The sequence below is a fragment of the Thermoanaerobacterium xylanolyticum LX-11 genome, assembly GCF_000189775.2.
Classification (GTDB): Bacteria; Bacillota; Thermoanaerobacteria; order Thermoanaerobacterales; family Thermoanaerobacteraceae; genus Thermoanaerobacterium; species Thermoanaerobacterium thermosulfurigenes.
In genome coordinates this window covers 694,246-710,854 of record NC_015555.1, presented here as the reverse complement: position 1 = coordinate 710,854, position 16,609 = coordinate 694,246, and the positions used below count along the sequence as shown (strand labels likewise).

Annotated in this window: 15 protein-coding genes; all 15 read right to left on the bottom strand. The window is 37.1% G+C overall.

The features are described 5' to 3' along the window. Window positions 1-12 precede the first annotated feature (12 nt). Window positions 13-1,170 (bottom strand): amidohydrolase, encoded by a 1,158-nt coding sequence (locus tag THEXY_RS03450; protein WP_013787461.1) that lies wholly within the window; start codon window positions 1,168-1,170, stop codon window positions 13-15. Window positions 1,171-1,583: 413 nt separating this feature from the next. Next, a complete protein-coding gene (locus tag THEXY_RS03445) occupies window positions 1,584-2,993 on the bottom strand; it encodes an ISLre2-like element ISTxy1 family transposase (protein WP_013787446.1) in 1,410 nt (469 codons plus the stop codon). Between the two features lie 122 nt (window positions 2,994-3,115). Then, window positions 3,116-3,793, bottom strand: coding sequence for a TVP38/TMEM64 family protein (locus THEXY_RS03440; RefSeq protein ID WP_013787460.1), 678 nt, complete (start codon window positions 3,791-3,793; stop codon window positions 3,116-3,118). Between the two features lie 11 nt (window positions 3,794-3,804). Then, window positions 3,805-4,542 (bottom strand): bis(5'-nucleosyl)-tetraphosphatase PrpE, encoded by a 738-nt coding sequence (gene prpE, locus THEXY_RS03435; protein WP_013787459.1) that lies wholly within the window; start codon window positions 4,540-4,542, stop codon window positions 3,805-3,807. A 34-nt stretch (window positions 4,543-4,576) separates the two neighbouring features. Then, window positions 4,577-6,715, bottom strand: coding sequence for a Tex family protein (locus tag THEXY_RS03430; protein ID WP_013787458.1), 2,139 nt, complete (start codon window positions 6,713-6,715; stop codon window positions 4,577-4,579). Window positions 6,716-6,771: 56 nt separating this feature from the next. Next, window positions 6,772-7,870, bottom strand: a protein-coding gene (gene prfB, locus THEXY_RS03425) for a peptide chain release factor 2 (RefSeq protein WP_013787457.1) whose coding sequence is annotated in 2 segments (ribosomal slippage) — window positions 6,772-7,800 and window positions 7,802-7,870 — 1,098 coding nt in all. Because the reading frame shifts where the segments join, the coding sequence is not laid out codon by codon here. 23 nt (window positions 7,871-7,893) lie between these two features. After that, window positions 7,894-10,578 carry a preprotein translocase subunit SecA gene (secA, locus tag THEXY_RS03420; protein WP_013787456.1) on the bottom strand — a complete coding sequence of 895 codons (2,685 nt, stop codon included), beginning with the start codon at window positions 10,576-10,578 and terminating at the stop codon, window positions 7,894-7,896. 141 nt (window positions 10,579-10,719) lie between these two features. Beyond that, window positions 10,720-11,127: a bacteriohemerythrin gene (locus THEXY_RS03415; protein ID WP_013787455.1), complete on the bottom strand. Its 408-nt coding sequence runs from the start codon at window positions 11,125-11,127 to the stop codon at window positions 10,720-10,722. Window positions 11,128-11,178: 51 nt separating this feature from the next. Then, entirely contained in the window at window positions 11,179-11,691 is a 513-nt protein-coding gene (locus THEXY_RS03410) for a transcription repressor NadR (RefSeq protein ID WP_013787454.1), read from the bottom strand. Window positions 11,692-11,724: 33 nt separating this feature from the next. Continuing rightward, window positions 11,725-12,288: a DUF5317 domain-containing protein gene (locus THEXY_RS03405; RefSeq protein WP_013787453.1), complete on the bottom strand. Its 564-nt coding sequence runs from the start codon at window positions 12,286-12,288 to the stop codon at window positions 11,725-11,727. Further along, window positions 12,278-13,552, bottom strand: a complete 1,275-nt coding sequence (locus tag THEXY_RS03400) for an HD-GYP domain-containing protein (RefSeq protein WP_013787452.1) — start codon at window positions 13,550-13,552, stop codon at window positions 12,278-12,280. The genes THEXY_RS03405 and THEXY_RS03400 overlap by 11 nt, the downstream gene beginning before the upstream one ends. Before the next feature lie 210 nt (window positions 13,553-13,762). Next, on the bottom strand, window positions 13,763-14,404 hold the full coding sequence (locus THEXY_RS03395; RefSeq protein ID WP_013787451.1) for a hypothetical protein: 642 nt from the start codon (window positions 14,402-14,404) through the stop codon (window positions 13,763-13,765). A 126-nt stretch (window positions 14,405-14,530) separates the two neighbouring features. Next, window positions 14,531-15,070, bottom strand: a complete 540-nt coding sequence (gene hpf, locus THEXY_RS03390) for a ribosome hibernation-promoting factor, HPF/YfiA family (protein WP_013787450.1) — start codon at window positions 15,068-15,070, stop codon at window positions 14,531-14,533. A gap of 148 nt (window positions 15,071-15,218) precedes the next feature. Continuing rightward, window positions 15,219-15,941, bottom strand: a complete 723-nt coding sequence (locus THEXY_RS03385; RefSeq protein ID WP_013787449.1) for an amino acid ABC transporter ATP-binding protein — start codon at window positions 15,939-15,941, stop codon at window positions 15,219-15,221. Beyond that, window positions 15,928-16,590, bottom strand: a complete 663-nt coding sequence (locus THEXY_RS03380; protein ID WP_013787448.1) for an amino acid ABC transporter permease — start codon at window positions 16,588-16,590, stop codon at window positions 15,928-15,930. Before THEXY_RS03380 ends, THEXY_RS03385 begins: the two co-directional genes overlap by 14 nt. Window positions 16,591-16,609: the final 19 nt, after the last annotated feature.

Genomic DNA, 16,609 nt, shown 5'->3' with positions numbered 1-16,609 from the left:
CACAAATTGTATTTATGATTGAAATACCAATTGTCCGTTTACGAACACATATTTTGTTTTGGTCTTTATCTCAATTGGACTTCCATCAAATACAGCTATATCTGCATCTTTCCCTTTTTCAATGCTGCCAACCCTGTCATCTATGCCGACAATCTTAGCTGGATTTATAGTAATAGCTTTTAATGCCTCCATCTCATCCATACCTTCTCTTACTGCAAGCCCTGCACAAATCGGAAGGTAATTAAGCGGAATGACGGGATGGTCTGTCATGATGGCTACATCCAACCCTGCTTTTGATAAAATCCCTGGCGTCTTAAAGGTAAGATTCGAAAGCTCCACTTTTGATCTTTCAGAAAGTGAAGGACCAACGATGACTTTTGCATTTTCCTCAACAAGGTAATCAGCTATAAGATGGCCTTCAGTGCAGTGATCAAGTGTTATATCAACGTTAAATTCCTTCGCTATCCTTAAAGCAGTAAAGATGTCATCTGCCCTATGTGCATGCGCCTTCAAAGGTATCTCTCTTTTTAATACTTTAACTAATGCCTCAAGGCCCAGATCTCTTGCCGGCTTTTTCTCATCATCAGAAGGATCTTTTTCCATGTCCTCCATGTACTCTTGAGCCTTTATAAGCTCCTGTCTAAGCAGTGCAGCAATGCCCATTCTGGTCATAGGCATCTTGTGCTGTTCATTGTAAACAGATTTCGGATTCTCTCCAAAAGCCACTTTAACTGCAACAGGTTCTTTTACTATCATGTCGTCGATGCGTCTACCATAAGTCTTGATGGCTACAAATTGTCCACCTATGACATTAGCACTGCCAGGGCCTGTAACAGCCGTAGTCACGCCTGCCTCGTACGCTTCTTGAAAATACTTATCCATAGGGTTTATGCCGTCAATAGCCCTCAACTGTGGTGTAATAGGATCTGTCTCCTCATTTCCATCTGCCCCTTCAAATCCTACGGCATTCTCCCACATGCCTAAGTGACAATGAGCATCTATCATGCCTGGCATAACTGTTAAACCAGATACATCTATGATTTCCGCATCAAGCGGTGCTATTATTTCCTCACCTACATCTAATATCTTTCCATCGCCTATAAGTACATCAGCCTTTTCATAATTTTTCCCTGCCATAGTCAATACTTTGCCGCCTTTTAAAAGATACACCGTAAAACCCCCCGTCTAAAATTTTTTCAAATGAAAAGAACCTAAAAGATATTATACTACACTGATAAAATTTGTAAACAGAGTAGGAAGTTTAAGATCGTGTCAAGTATTTTTAGGTTTTTTTGAAAAAAAGACCTCACTATCACTCTAAGGATGAGTATTGATAGCTGGATTTTAAGAAAAGTTTTTAGTGTTGAAGTCTCTTAACTTCTTGATAGCATAAAATCGCCACTCACTCTATAATCTTTGATTTTCTTTTAATATCTCACTCATTCTCAGATTCTCACGCTCTTCAAAGAAGCCATCATGTATATCAATGCTATTTATTCATGAATTTTACATGTGATAGGTAACCCAAATAAGCTCCCCATAATAATAACTAAAACTACAATCTTCAATATATATGCATACTTTTAAATGGCATTTCTCAATAGTAATGATTTTATAGCCTGACTTGTTAATGTTTTTTTATTTTGCAATATTGGCAAGCTTATTATGTTTTCATAAGTTGATTTTATTTTCTTTAGTTGTTGTTTCGCTTTATACACTGTTTGCTTTGGTATTTCTATTGGCTTTAAGCTTTCATATTGCTGTTTTAATACGACACCTTTCAGCGATATGCCGCTTGCTTTTATTGCTCTTAATTTTGCCATTTTGTGAGCTCCAACCTTGCTCCATGAAATTGGTCTGCTTGATAGTCTCTCTGAAAGTACATGACTTACATGACTTTCTGCACTGCATCCTGTTATTTCTTTTTTGTAAAGGCTGTATGAATTTATTCCATCCCAATTGTTATTTATATATGTTTGGCACTTCGTTACGGGATTTTCTGTTCCGTTTAATTCTAGTTCTTTGTATTTTTGTGTTAAAAGCTCATTGACTTTTTGTTTATCTGCTTTAAATATGGCTTTCCATAATTCTCTCTTTGTTTTTTTATCTTCTTTTATTGCAGCTGTTATGTATTTTTGTAGATGAAATAGGTCTAATACGTATACGGCGTTAGGCAGATATTTTACTCCGAATTTTATCCATTCCGCTCCATCTCCAGATACGTATATGCGTTTTATTTTGTCTTCGTTATATGTGCTTGCAATGTACTCCCATACTTCTTTCCATAACTCTTCTACTTTATCTCCTTCGTATACACCGGAAAAGTATACGGCATTTTTTAGTTCATTTCTGCCTTTTGTTATTGTTTGTTTTCCTTCATGTACGTATATTAATTTTACAATGTCTGGTTTGCCGTTTTGAAGATGTATATGATCTTCATCAGCTTCTATGTATAAAGTTTCTATTTCTTTTTTAGTCTTTGGCTTTTCATATGTTTGAAGGTTGTCTATTTTTCTTAATGTGTTCATTACTGTTTGCCGGCTTACATTGCAGTTAGCTCCATTTCTTTTAAGTTCCTGAGTGGTTTTTTGATATGAGAGTATTGTAGAAAGATCCGTTATATCAGCTTTAAGCTCAGCATCTATTCTTTCATATTTTTGGATGCCAGCAGCTTTATCTACGAGATATGCCTTCTCTCCTGTTTCTTTGTTTTTATAGTACCGTCTTTTGTATGTGATATCTCCAAATGCAGTTGTTATTGTCCTTTCACAATCTTTTTGGACTACCACCCAGTTTTTCCTTTTGTATTTATCTTTATATATGCTTTGATCAAGTTCATGAAGTACATCTGCACAAATCTCTTTTCCTAATTCATTTAGAATTTTTTTAAGTTCTTCTTCAAATTCCAAATAGGTATATTTTCCATCAAGTAATCCAATAATTTTTTCTACAACAAGCAGGAATTTTTGAAGTGTATGTTGAATTATTTTCATAAGACCTCACCTTCCTATTTATTTTCTAACTCATCCTCTTGGGAGGATGGTGAGGTCTTATTTCTACATTTCATCGCTATTTTCCTGCTTTTTCACCTAAAAAAATTTTACACTAAGGAAGTTTAATTTATCTTTTTGATTATCTTGTCTTTATTTAAAAATCCGATGACAAACAAAAGAACCGCTATCGCTGAAACAACAGCAGAAACCACGTAGTTTTTATGCTCAATGTTCGAACCAATATATGAGGAAATAACTATTCCAGGAAGCCGAGCTAAAGCCGTTATGAGAAAATAGTTTACAAATTTAACTGGTGTTAATCCTGCCACATAAGACAAAGCATCTTTTGGAAGGCCAGGCATCAAAAACACAATGAAAAGTCCCAATTCTCCTTTTTTGTTGTTTATGATGTAGTCAAATTTTTTTAGCTTATCCTCTGATATCATACCCCTCACAAACTCATATCCCAAAAGCCTTGCTATGGCAAAGCACAAAACAGAGCCAATGGTTATGCCAATCAAAGAGTAAAGAGAACCTAAAACAGCACCATAAAGGTATCCACCAGCTACCTGCACCACTTCGCCGGGTATTATAAATATTACAACCTGCAGCACCTGTATAAGTATAAACACCAACACGCCTTTTGCACCGAAGCCCAAAATCCAATTCTCGAACTTTGCAGGGTCTTTTAAAAGGTATGTAAGGTAATCACCATACCGAAATAGTACCCAAAAAAACAAAAATACAAAAGCACCTATTAATAAACTATTTATAAAAAGTTTATTTTTGTTTTGCCTCATCTATTTTCCTCCTAAAGATCTCTAAACCTGCTTTCATCGTAAGACATCGAAGATTTTACGCTGTATACCTTCATTTCAGGATACCTTAAAGCAGAAAGCTTCCCTCCGAATACACACCCTGTATCTATGTTAACCGTATTATTTAAAAACCTCGGCTCTTTCACAGGCGTATGGCCGTACACGACAATCGGTTTGCCTTTATAGTCCTTTGCCCAGTCAAGCCTTACTGGCGTGCCATCTGGATTTTTTTCACCTGTTATATCTCCATATAAGACAAATTGCCTTACGTATTTTCCGTAAAAGCCTATGTATTTTTCCTTAATTCCTGCATGTGCTACAACAAGCTTGCCATCATCTAAAACAAGGTACATTGGAGCCGTTTCATAAAGCTCTTTAAAATGCGAAGCGACAATTCTCTTTTGCTTCTCGCTTAAGCCATTTAGCTCCGCTACAGTCGTCTCTAATCCGTGTATGATTTTCACATTGTGTCCTAAAAGATAGCGGTAAAGCTTGTTGCAGTGGTTACCAGGGGTGTAAAGGGCTTTTTTAGCTTTAACATTCCTGTATACAAGCTCAATGACATCTACAGAATTAGGCCCTCTATCTGTAATATCGCCTAAAAACACGAGTTTTCGATCATCTTTATGGAAGCATACACCGTCTTTTAATGTATAGCCCAATAAATCTATTAATTCTGTAAGCTCTTTATAGCAGCCGTGAACATCGCCGATAACATCATAAGCTGTCAATATAAAACCTCCACTTATTCATATCATACATATATTATTTCATTGAAAGTGATATTCTATTTCTTTCTACGTCAACATCAATTACTCTTACCTTCACTACATCACCTACAGACACCACATCCAAAGGATGATTTATGTACTTTTGAGACATCTCGGATATGTGAACGAGCCCATCTGTATGAACACCTATATCTACAAAGCACCCAAAGTCAACGACATTTCTTACAGTTCCCATCAATTCCATCCCTACTTTAAGCTCCTCGATGGTCATTACATCCGACCTTAGAATTGGCTTCGGAAGGTCTTCTCGAGGATCTCTGCCAGGCTTTTTTAGTTCATTTACAATGTCATTAAGTGTAGGAAGTCCTATGTCGTATTCTTGTGATAACTTCAAAAGTCCATACTCCTCAAGTTTGTAAGCAAAATCCCTCAAGCTTTTCGCGTCTAACTTATCCTTAACATATCCAAACTTCAAAAGAAGTTTTTCCAATACCTCATAACGCTCTGGATGTACACCTGTAGAGTCGAATATGTCGTCACCATTCAATATCCTTAAAAAGCCTGCACATTGCGTAAAAGTCCCTTCACCTAACCTTTTAACTTTTTTCAGCTCATTTCTGTTTCTAAACTTGCCAACCGTATTTCGATACTCAACTATGTTTTTCGCTATGGTCCCATTTATACCTGCTACGTACTTTAAAAGCGATACAGATGCAGTGTTTAAGTCAACTCCTACGCTATTTACACAATCTTCAACAACACCATTTAAAGCTTCACCCAGCATCTTCTGGTTTACATCGTGTTGGTACTGCCCTACTCCAATAGACTTAGGATCGATCTTTACAAGCTCAGCTAAAGGATCCTGAAGCCTTCGCGCCATCGATATAGCACCTCTTAAGCTTACATTTACGTCAGGAAATTCCTCTGTCCCTATCTCTGACGCCGAGTACACCGATGCACCAGCTTCATTTACTATGACGTACTTCAAATCTCTGCCCATCTCTTTGATTAGATCTGCTATAAAAAGTTCACTCTCTCTTGATGCAGTTCCATTTCCCAATGAAATAAGACCAACATTGTACTTCTCTATCAAGTCTTTCAAAACCACTTTTGCTCCATCTACATCATTTTGAGGTGGCGTAGGGTAGACAGTGGCAGTATCTAAAAGTTTTCCTGTTTCGTCTACAACGGCAATCTTGCACCCTGTCCTGTATGCTGGGTCAAAACCCATCACAACATATCCTTTAACAGGCGGCTCTAAAAGTAGGCTTTTTAAGTTCATCTTAAACACTTTTATAGCTTTATCTTCCGCAAATTCAGTAAGTTTATTTCTTATTTCCCTCTCTATAGATGGCCTAATAAGCCTTTTGTATGAATCAACTATTGCACTTACATGATACTCTTTAAAAGTCGATTGATTATTTACATTTTCTGTAATTAATCTATTCACTATCTTTTCATCGTCTACGTCTATCTTGACAGAAATATACCCTTCTCTCTCAGCTCTGTTAATAGCTAAAATCCTGTGAGGAGGTATCTTTCTAATTGACTCTCTGTAGCTGTAGTACATCTCATAAGGAGATTTTTCATCTTTAAGCTTTTCTGTAACAATACTGCCATCTTCCCAAATGGTATCTCTTATGTACTTTCTCGTATCTGCATCATCAGATATGTCCTCTGCCACTATGTCCATAGCGCCTTGATAAGCTTCTTCCAAAGTTGCCACATTGTCATTTAAAAACTTCGAGGCATAATCATCTGGATTTCCTTCTTTGATATTGCCTTCAGATATCAACTTAGACAGATCTTCAAGCCCTTTTTCCTTCGCTACAGTTGCCCTTGTCCTTCTTTTCGGTCTATAAGGCCTGTAAATATCATCTATTTCCTGCAGTGTCTTGCTGTTTTCTATCTTCTCTTTTATTTCATCCGTAAGCTTCCCCTGTTCATCAATCAAGCGAATCGTATCGGCTTTTTTCTCCTCTAAATTCCTTAGGTACAAAAGCCTGTCGTAAAAATTTCTCAAAACTTCATCTGACAGGCTTCCTGTCGCTTCTTTCCTGTACCTTGCGATAAATGGTATAGTATTCCCATCGTCAATGAGTTTGATGGTATTCAGTACCTGAAAATCTTTCAATCCAAATTCCTGCTTAAGTGCTAATGCAATCTTATCCATAAAACCTTCCCTTCATTTTTAAAATTTAAAATAAGGGATATCCCGCCGATATCCCTTTATGACACCTTCTGCTTTAAATATGCGTTGATAAAGTCGTCTATCTCCCCATCCATAACAGCATTTACATTGCCAACCTCAAAATTTGTCCTATGGTCTTTTACCAGCGTATAAGGCTGAAATACGTACGACCTTATCTGATTTCCCCAACCTGCTTCCTTGTGCTCTCCTTTTAAGTCCTCTATCTTTTCCTTCTGCTCTTTTATCATCATATCCATCAGTTTTGCCTTAAGCATCTTCATTGCAGTCTCTCTGTTTTGCATTTGTGACCTTTCTGTCTGGCATTGCACGATAATACCCGTAGGTATATGAGTTATCCTAATGGCCGATTCTGTCTTATTGACGTGCTGACCGCCTGCACCAGATGACCTGTAGGTATCTATCTTCAAATCCTCAGGCCTTATATCCACCTTAATGTCATCATCTATCTCCGGCAAAACTTCAACAAGCGCAAATGAAGTGTGTCTTCTTCCAGCCGCGTCAAACGGGGAAATCCTGACTAACCTATGAACACCTGCTTCGCTTTTAAGATATCCATACGCGAAAGGACCTTTTACCATAATCGTCACGCTTTTTACACCGGCATCATCACCAGGCAAATAGTCTACCGTCTCTACATCGTAATTTTTAGATGATGCCCACCTCATATACATCCGCAAAAGCATCTCGGTCCAATCTTGCGCTTCTGTACCGCCTGCACCTGCGTGTATAGAAAGGATAGCATTGTTTTTATCGTAAGGCCCACTTAACAGTGTCTTTATCTTCATGTCGTTTATCTTTTTGGAAAGAGCTTTGTACTCCTCGTGGACTTCTTGTGAAAGGGATTCATCCCCTTCCTCCAATCCCAATTCGATAAGAGTATGAAGATCCTCCCACTGCTTTTCTAATGCCTCGTATTCTGAAATAATCTCTTTTAAATCTTTCTGCTTTTTAGAAAGCTCTTGAAATTTCTCTAAATCATTCCAAAAATCAGGTTCCGACATCTTTTTGTCAATCTCTGCTACCTCTCTTTTCAATCCTTCGATGTCAAAGAGAAGCCCCCATTTCTTTTATGGTATCTATCATGTTCAAAACTTCTGTCTTGTAATCTGCTAACACCTAATCATCTCCTTCAAAAATCTTTATTGATTTGCTCCACAGCATTTCTTGTACTTCTTGCCACTGCCACATGGGCATGGATCGTTTCTTCCAACTTTTTTCTTCTTGACTACAGGCTTTTTCGGTTCATCCCCACCTTGATTTGTAGCAATAGGCTTAGCCACCTGCTCTCTATGTGGCATATTGTCATTTCTTATCTCTATATGGTACAGGAATCTCACAGTATCCTCCTGAATAGAGTTTACAAGATCTTCAAACATTTCATATCCTATTTTCTTGTACTCTATGACAGGATCTACTTGTCCGTAAGCTCTCAATCCTATGCCTTGACGAAGCTGATCCATCTCATCGATGTGATCCATCCACCTCGTATCCACAACTTTTAAGAGGACTATCCTCTCTATCTCTCTCATCTGTGGACCTATCTGCTGCTCTTTTTTCTCATACTGCCTTACAGCTTCTTCATATATTATATCTGTAAGCATTTCCTTATCGAGCCTACCAAAATCCACATCTATTACTACGCTGTCTTTTTCCAAAAATAGATCGTAAAGATGATTCAATAATCCCTCTATATCCCACTCTTCAGGGTATTTGCTGCCTGCAGTGTAGATTTCAACATTCCTTCGTATGATATCTTTTACCATATCAAGGATGTACTGCCTTAAGTCTTCTCCTTCTAATACCTTTCTTCTCTCTTTGTATATTATTTCCCTCTGCTTATTCATCACATCATCGTACTCAAGGACACTTTTCCTTACATCGAAGTTTATGCCTTCCACTTTCTTCTGTGCTTGTTCTATCTGTTTTGTCAATATCTTATGCTCGATAGGCTGATCATCTTCTATGCCCAATGTGTTCATCATATTTTTTATTCTCTCAGAGCCAAAAAGCCTCATAAGCTCATCTTCGAGAGAAATGTAGAATCGAGACTCTCCAGGATCGCCTTGACGTCCAGAACGTCCTCTTAACTGATTGTCTATTCTTCTGGACTCGTGCCTTTCCGTACCGATTATATATAGTCCACCCAGCTTAACAACTTCTTCATGCTCTTTTTCAGTTTCCTTCTTTATCTCATTTAAAAGCTCCTGATATCTCTCTCTGGCCTTTATAAGCTCTTCGCTGTGCAATGGCCCATACCCAGATGCTTCATTTATGACATCTGGAGAATAGCCCTCTTCAATCATCTTTTTCTTCGCCAAAAATTCAGGATTACCGCCTAAAATGATATCAGTACCACGTCCAGCCATGTTTGTAGCTATTGTAACAGCGCCTTTTCGTCCTGCTTGTGCTATTATCTCTGCTTCTTTTTCGTGGTATTTCGCATTTAATACCTGATGCTTTATGCCCAATTTCTTAAGCATATTGCTTAATTTCTCAGACTTTTCAATGGTAATAGTGCCAACAAGTACAGGCTGTCCCTTTTTATGATGTTCAACTATATCCTCAACGACAGCCTTAAATTTAGCTTCTTCCGTCTTGTATATGACATCTGGATGATCTATCCTTATCATCTCTTTATTGGTAGGTATTACCACGACATCAAGACCATATATAGCTCTAAACTCCTGCTCTTCTGTAAGAGCAGTACCTGTCATACCTGCCAGTTTATCGTACATCCTGAAGTAATTTTGGAAAGTAATTGTAGCAAGAGTCTTACTTTCTCTCTCGACTTTTACGCCCTCTTTGGCTTCTATTGCCTGATGCAGACCTTCGCTGTACCTTCTGCCAAACATAAGCCTTCCAGTAAACTCATCTACTATTATGACTTCTCCGTCTTTTACGACGTAGTCCTTATCCCTTTTCATTATGGCATGTGCTTTTAAGGCCTGATTTATACCGTGGGAAATCTCTATATTTTCAAGATCTGCAAGATTATCCAAATTAAAAAACTTCTCCGCTTTTTCAACACCTTTTTCAGTCAAACTTACTGCTCTCGCTTTTTCATCTATAGTATAATCTTCTTCATTTTTTAAAGTTCTTACAAAGGCATCGGCTCTTTTATATAAATCTGTGGATTTTTCGCCAACACCAGAAATAATAAGGGGTGTTCTGGCTTCATCTATCAATATGCTGTCGACTTCGTCCACGATTGCATAATTTAGATGTCTTTGTACCATTTCCTCTTTATATATGACCATATTGTCTCTTAAGTAGTCAAAACCAAACTCATTGTTTGTACCGTAAGTTATATCAGCAGCGTAAGCTTTCTTTCTCTCCTCTGAGTCCATGTCGTGAAGGATAACGCCAACACTCAAACCCAGAAATTCGTATATTTTACCCATCCAGTCACGATCCCTTTTAGCAAGATAGTCGTTGACTGTGACGATGTGAACTCCTTTCCCTTCCAAGGCATTCAAATAGGCAGGTAATGCTGCAACAAGCGTCTTTCCTTCACCAGTCTTCATCTCAGCTATTCTGCCTTGATGAAGGACAATGCCACCTATTATCTGCACTCTGAAATGCTTCATCTTAAGCGTACGCCATGCAGCCTCTCTAACGACTGCAAAAGCTTCCGGCAATATATCGTCAAGTGTTTCTCCATTTTTCAGTCTGTCCTTAAATTCTTGAGTCTTGCCTCTTAGCTCATCATCTGAAAGCTTTGACATCTCTTCCTCGTATGACAAAACCTCATCTGCTATAGGTTCAATTCTCTTTACTTCCCTCTCGCTGTAACTGCCAAATATCTTTTCTAAAACTCCTAACATTAACTCACCTTCTCAAGGTTATTATCATTCAAGTATATATTATATCATTATATCGTGACCATATCAAGGAAATGAAGGCATTGTCCTTAAATATAAAAAGATCCATGTTATCCTTACTACAAAACATGGATCATTAATGTTTCAATTCAGCGGATGTGCTTTTATGTATTCACCGTATTTTTTGTCTACTTTGCTTATATGGTTTATAAGCCAATCGACTAACTTGCGGTTTAAAGTGGTTACTATTGATACGCTGACGCCATTCTTTTTAACATCATTTTCTATTTCTTGTATGTCGCTTATAAATTTCTCGTGAAGCTTTTTATGCTGAGGCAATTCTGGGTATTTATACTTTTCTAAAAGTTTTTCTTCATCGCCAAAATGCTTCACTGTGTATTCTCTTAAAAATTCCAGTATCTCATAGACTTTGTCTTGACCTTGCTGCTTCATACATGCGTCAAAAACATCGTTAACCCTATTGAAAAGTTCTTTGTGCTCCTCGTCTATCATGTCTATGCCGACAGACAATGACTGTTGCCACTTTATCACTTCAACTCCTCCTCTCGAAAATTCTTGTTACATAATAATTATAGTATATATTTATTCGACAAAAAATCCTTTTTCTTTAAGTTTTTTCTCGATTCTATCTAAAACTTCTTTTGAATCAGCTTCTACCGTATGCAAATGAACGCCTTCTGTCAATGATGACAAAAGAGTTGCTTTGGCATTTTTCACACTTTCCATAAATCTTTCAACATCATACCGAGATGAAATCATCAATAGTCCTCTTATTTCACCATAAATGGGATGTTCAACAATCACGTCTAAGACCTTTCCACCGTTATCCACAATAGTATTCAGTTCTTCCTCAGTCCTATCAAAATAATGTTTGCTTGCAATTACTTTTGTATATTTGCCTTTATCGCTTGAGCTTAATATATAGCCTTGCGGAGTAGACAATATCTTTATTCCTTCTGCTCTTAATATGGCTATGTCTTGTACAATTATCTGCCTCGTAACACCTAAAATATCCGCCAGTCTATTGCCTTTAACAGGTTCTTCCTCTGTTTTTAAAATCTCTAATATCTTATCTCTTCTCTCTGCCGAATTCATTTATCAACACCTCTTGAAGATATAAATGCACATTTATATTTTAACTCTCTTAGAGGCATTTATCATGGCATTTGAAACCATTAGAAAAATCCCAGTTGCTATAAATAAGTCACCTACGCTGAAAGTCTTTGGAAGAGGATACGGCTTTGGCAGGTAAAGAATGTCACACAGAAATTTAAGCTTCGTAGATGAAGTCATAGCTTGATGGGTTGGAATGATGTTTTTTGTAAGCTCAGGCACTAAATAGCCGATACCTGCCGCTTTAAGAGAATTAATCGATACTGGCATCCTTCCACCATTTGCGAAAATGACTATGAAATTTAAAATAATGCCTATAGATATTATTTTCATGTATTTGTTATGTCGATTGTACCACAATCCTATAAAAAGCATCAAATAATCCAAAAAATGTATGTATGCTCTATACGTCATTATGATTGGATATTTATCCGTTAGATTAAGCACTCCGAACTCAAGTCCAAAGCCAAGTATAAAAAAAATAGGCATCTTTATATCTATGTCGGCAATGCCGCTTAATTTTCCTCTCCTTAATAAAAAGCCGTATATAAATGAAGCACCAAGAGAATCAAAAATCATGTTTGAAATCCTCCTTATTCTTCTCGTATGCTTTTTTGAAAAGTTTTATTATTCTCGGGCTAAACTGCGTACCTTCATTATCAACTATTATCTTGTACGCTTCTTCTCTCGTATAGGCGTTTCTGTAAGGTCTATCTGATACAAGCGCATCAAACACGTCTGCAATAGCCAGTATCTCTGCCTCCAGAGGTATCTGCCTTCCGCTTATACCATCGGGATAGCCATTTCCATTGTACCATTCATGGTGATACCTAACCCAATACCTTACGTTTTTTAAGAAAGGCACATCTTTCAATATCTCATAACCGCTTACAGGGTGCTGTTTGATATGGTCATATTCCTCTTTTGATAGTTTTCCAGGCTTATTTAAAATATTTTCAACGATGCCTATCTTGCCTACATCATGCAAAAGCGCAGCTATCCGCACCATTTCAGTATGTGCCTCACTGAATCCAGCTTCCCTGCAAAGATAAACGGCTAATTTTTCAACGCTTTTAGAATGTCCCAAAGTGTATCTGTCTTTGGCCTCTAACGCCTTCGTAAGGGCATTTATAGTGTCATAATAAGACTGTTTTAACTCCATATTTAATTTAAACATATACCTTACCATGATGAGTGGCACAAAAAAGATTAAAAGCGCTATATAACCATATGCAATAAAAGAAGACGCCATCAATATACCTATAAATGCTAAAAATAAGAAATTGGTCATCATCCAGCTAAAATCTTTAGTCCAAGTCTTCAAAAAAGGTTTATTCACTAACATTGAAACTAAAATCGTCACCAATATATTATTCAGAAAATAATATACAATGGCTGCAACAATAGCTTGAAAAATGTATTTCGGATAGATAAAAACACCACTTACTCCACCTAAATATTTATAAACTAAACTGGCAACAAAAACACTAATTGATATTTGAGAAATGTTAAATAAAGTCTTATAATACGGTCTGTTTAAAATTGTCCTTATATTCTTATTCTCATCAACTGCTATCTGTAAAATCATACCCAATATTGCTACTATAATAGCATTTGGAAAACCAAGTATAATTACAGCCATTAAGTCTATAGCATATCCAACAGAAACTGCAATATCCTTATTTATATACACAGGAAGTGACTCTGTTGCAGCGGCTAGTATACCCAAAACTACCGTTTCAAATATTTTATTGTAGTTTATATTTAAAATAGAATACACTATCACTAATAAGCCTAATGTTATTACAATTGACATAAAAGTTTTTACTTTTCTATTTAACATGATAACCTCCTATAAAAACATCTACCCAAACCTCATTGCCAAGATAAGTTTGCACCACCAGCAAGTGCTAATGCCAATAAAGCAAGAAGTACTTTTATGATTGTTGCTTTTTTCATCCTGAAACCCTCCTTTACCAAAGATGCTCTCAAGCTTCTCAAGCTTCAGGCGAAACGCTACGCTTAATAAAGGTTTGGGTAAAAAATAAGCTATTTAATTATCGACTGTCGAAATGACACGCCTGTTTAAAGCGTCTAATGTTGCTTTAACAAGTGCTTCACCTTCATCTTTTTTTACAATGCTGGAGCCTACAAGAAGCTCCTCGCCTTGAGGCGTCGCGTGTGTCACTGCGACTATGGCTATACGCTTTTTGGCAAAAGAATATATATCAACATCTTCTAAAATGAGATTGTGATCATCTGGAAGTATTTTGGATACACACTCAAGTGTAGCATTTACGATTATCCTGTTTTTATTCCTCTCTGTATTTACACCTTTATATACACCTTCATACATTTCAGAACCCTTTGTAAGGACAACGGTTGCTTCTAAGTTCACTCCATTGTTGGCAAACGTTAAATTTGCAAAAGCAATCCTCTCATCGTTATAGTATCTGCCACTTGTCTCCACCTGTGCAACGCTAATTATCTTGTAGTTTACGTCTACTTTAAACTCAGCCATTAAAACCGATTGTACATCTCTTGCAATCTGCTTCGCATTTCTTGATGTATCAGCTAAAACATGAATCTCCGCAATCTGACCGTTTTCAGCTATAACCCTACTTGATATTACGCTTTGTACCCTATTTATCAATTCTTCCATAGAATTGATAACTTCTTTTGTAAATTCAACCAACGTGCTCACACTCCATTTTTTCAATCAACTTTTACACATACAGGAATAATATTCTACAAAAAATTCTATTTTCCTTCTTTATCGCATAAAAAAATTGAGGGTTTTTTTATAACCCTCAATTTTTCTTCACATTGTCGGCTCTATCAATCCATATTTACCGTCTTTTCTCTTATACACAACTGTAAAATCGTCTGTCTCCGAATTCGTAAATACAAAGAAATTATGTCCTAAAAGGTTCATTTGAAGTATAGCTTCCTGTACAGACATAGGCTTCACAGCAAATCTCTTAGTCTTTACAACTTCAAACTCCAATTCATCTTGTATATCATTTTTTATGTAATCCTGTTGAACATCAAATCTGATTGATTCTGGTGTAAAATTGTTTTTCAGTTTCGTCTTGTACTTGAGTATTTGTTTTTCAAGCTTATCAACAACATTATCTATCGAAGCGTACATATCGTCGCTTACCTCTTCAGCTCTAAATATCATCCCTCTAAAAGGTATCGTAACCTCTGCAATCTGGTTATTCTTCTGAACACTCATAACAACACGTGCTTCTGTGTCATCCGCAAAAAACTTCTCTATCTTACTTAAACTCTTTATGGCTGCATTTCTAAGTCCCTCTGTTACAGCCATACCATTTCTACCGCTTACTGTAATCCTCATACAATACAACTCCTTTCTTTATGTCTATATTATTATAATTCTACATGAAATCTAATATTCCTGCATGAATTCCCATTAATATTTTGCGAATTTTGAAAAATATAATGATAGATGAAATAAAAACGGGTGCATCTGCACCCAGTAAAACTTACAGTATTTTGCTGAAAAATTCTTTTGTCCTTGGGCTTTTAGGATTGCTAAATAATTCTTCTGGTGAAGCTTCTTCGACTATCACTCCGTCATCTACAAAAATAACTCTATCTGCAACCTCTCTTGCGAATCCCATCTCATGAGTCACTACTATCATCGTCATGCCTTCATTGGCCAGCTCTTTCATGACATTTAAGACTTCCTTAACCATCTCCGGGTCCAGTGCAGATGTAGGCTCATCGAAAAGCATCACATCCGGCTGCATAGCCAGCGCTCTGGCAATAGCAAGCCTTTGCTTCTGGCCTCCAGACAGCTTCACAGGATATGCATCTCTTTTGTCCTCCAGACCAACTTTCTTTAACAGTCTCATTGCAATATCCTCTGCAGTCTTTTTGTCCATCTTCTTCACTTTAATAGGAGCCAGGGTTATATTGTCAATAGCCGTCATATTCGGAAATAAATTAAAGTGCTGAAAAACCATGCCGACTTTTTGGCGTATCTTATTTATATCAGCCTTTTTATCGTTAATTTTTTCTCCTTCAATGTATATGTCTCCTTTTGTCGGCTCTTCAAGAAGGTTTATGCACCTTAATATGGTGCTTTTCCCAGAACCACTTGGACCGATTATTACCAAAACTTCGCCTTTTTTTACTTCTAAGCTTACACCTTTTAAGACTTCTAAATTGCCAAATCTTTTATGGAGGTTATCAACGCGTATCACCAGTCCTTAACCTCCTTTCAAACTTGCTTAAAAGCCTTGAGAATACCAGTGTCATCACAAAGTAAATGGCTGCTATTATTATAAGCGGCTCAAATGCCCTATATGTCACACTTGATACTATCTCTGCTTGCCTTGTAAGATCTGCAAAGCCTATTACAGATACTATAGACGACTCTTTAAGCATTACGACAAATTCGTTTCCTAAAGCTGGCAAGATATTCTTTATTGCCTGGGGAATTATGACGTACCTCATCGCCATGCTGTGAGACATACCTAAAGAGCGAGAAGCTTCCATCTGACCCGGATCTACCGCTTGAATGCCAGAGCGTATTATCTCCGCCACATAACCGGCACTGTTCATAGAAAGGGCTATTATACCTACTACAAATCCCGGAAACTTTATACCAAATTGAGGCAAACCGTTGTATATGATGAGTATCTGCACCAAAAGCGGTGTGCCTCTTATTATCTCCACGTATGCTGAGCCAATAAAGCTTAATATCTTCACGCTGGACATTTTCATCAAAGCAACAATCAAACCCAATACTGCACCTATTGCCACAGATATAATAGTAAGCTCTATTGTCATTATGAGTCCATTTATAAAAAGCTGTGTGTATTGTGGCATACTTGAAAAATCAAGATTCATTAACCTTTTTTCTCCTTTC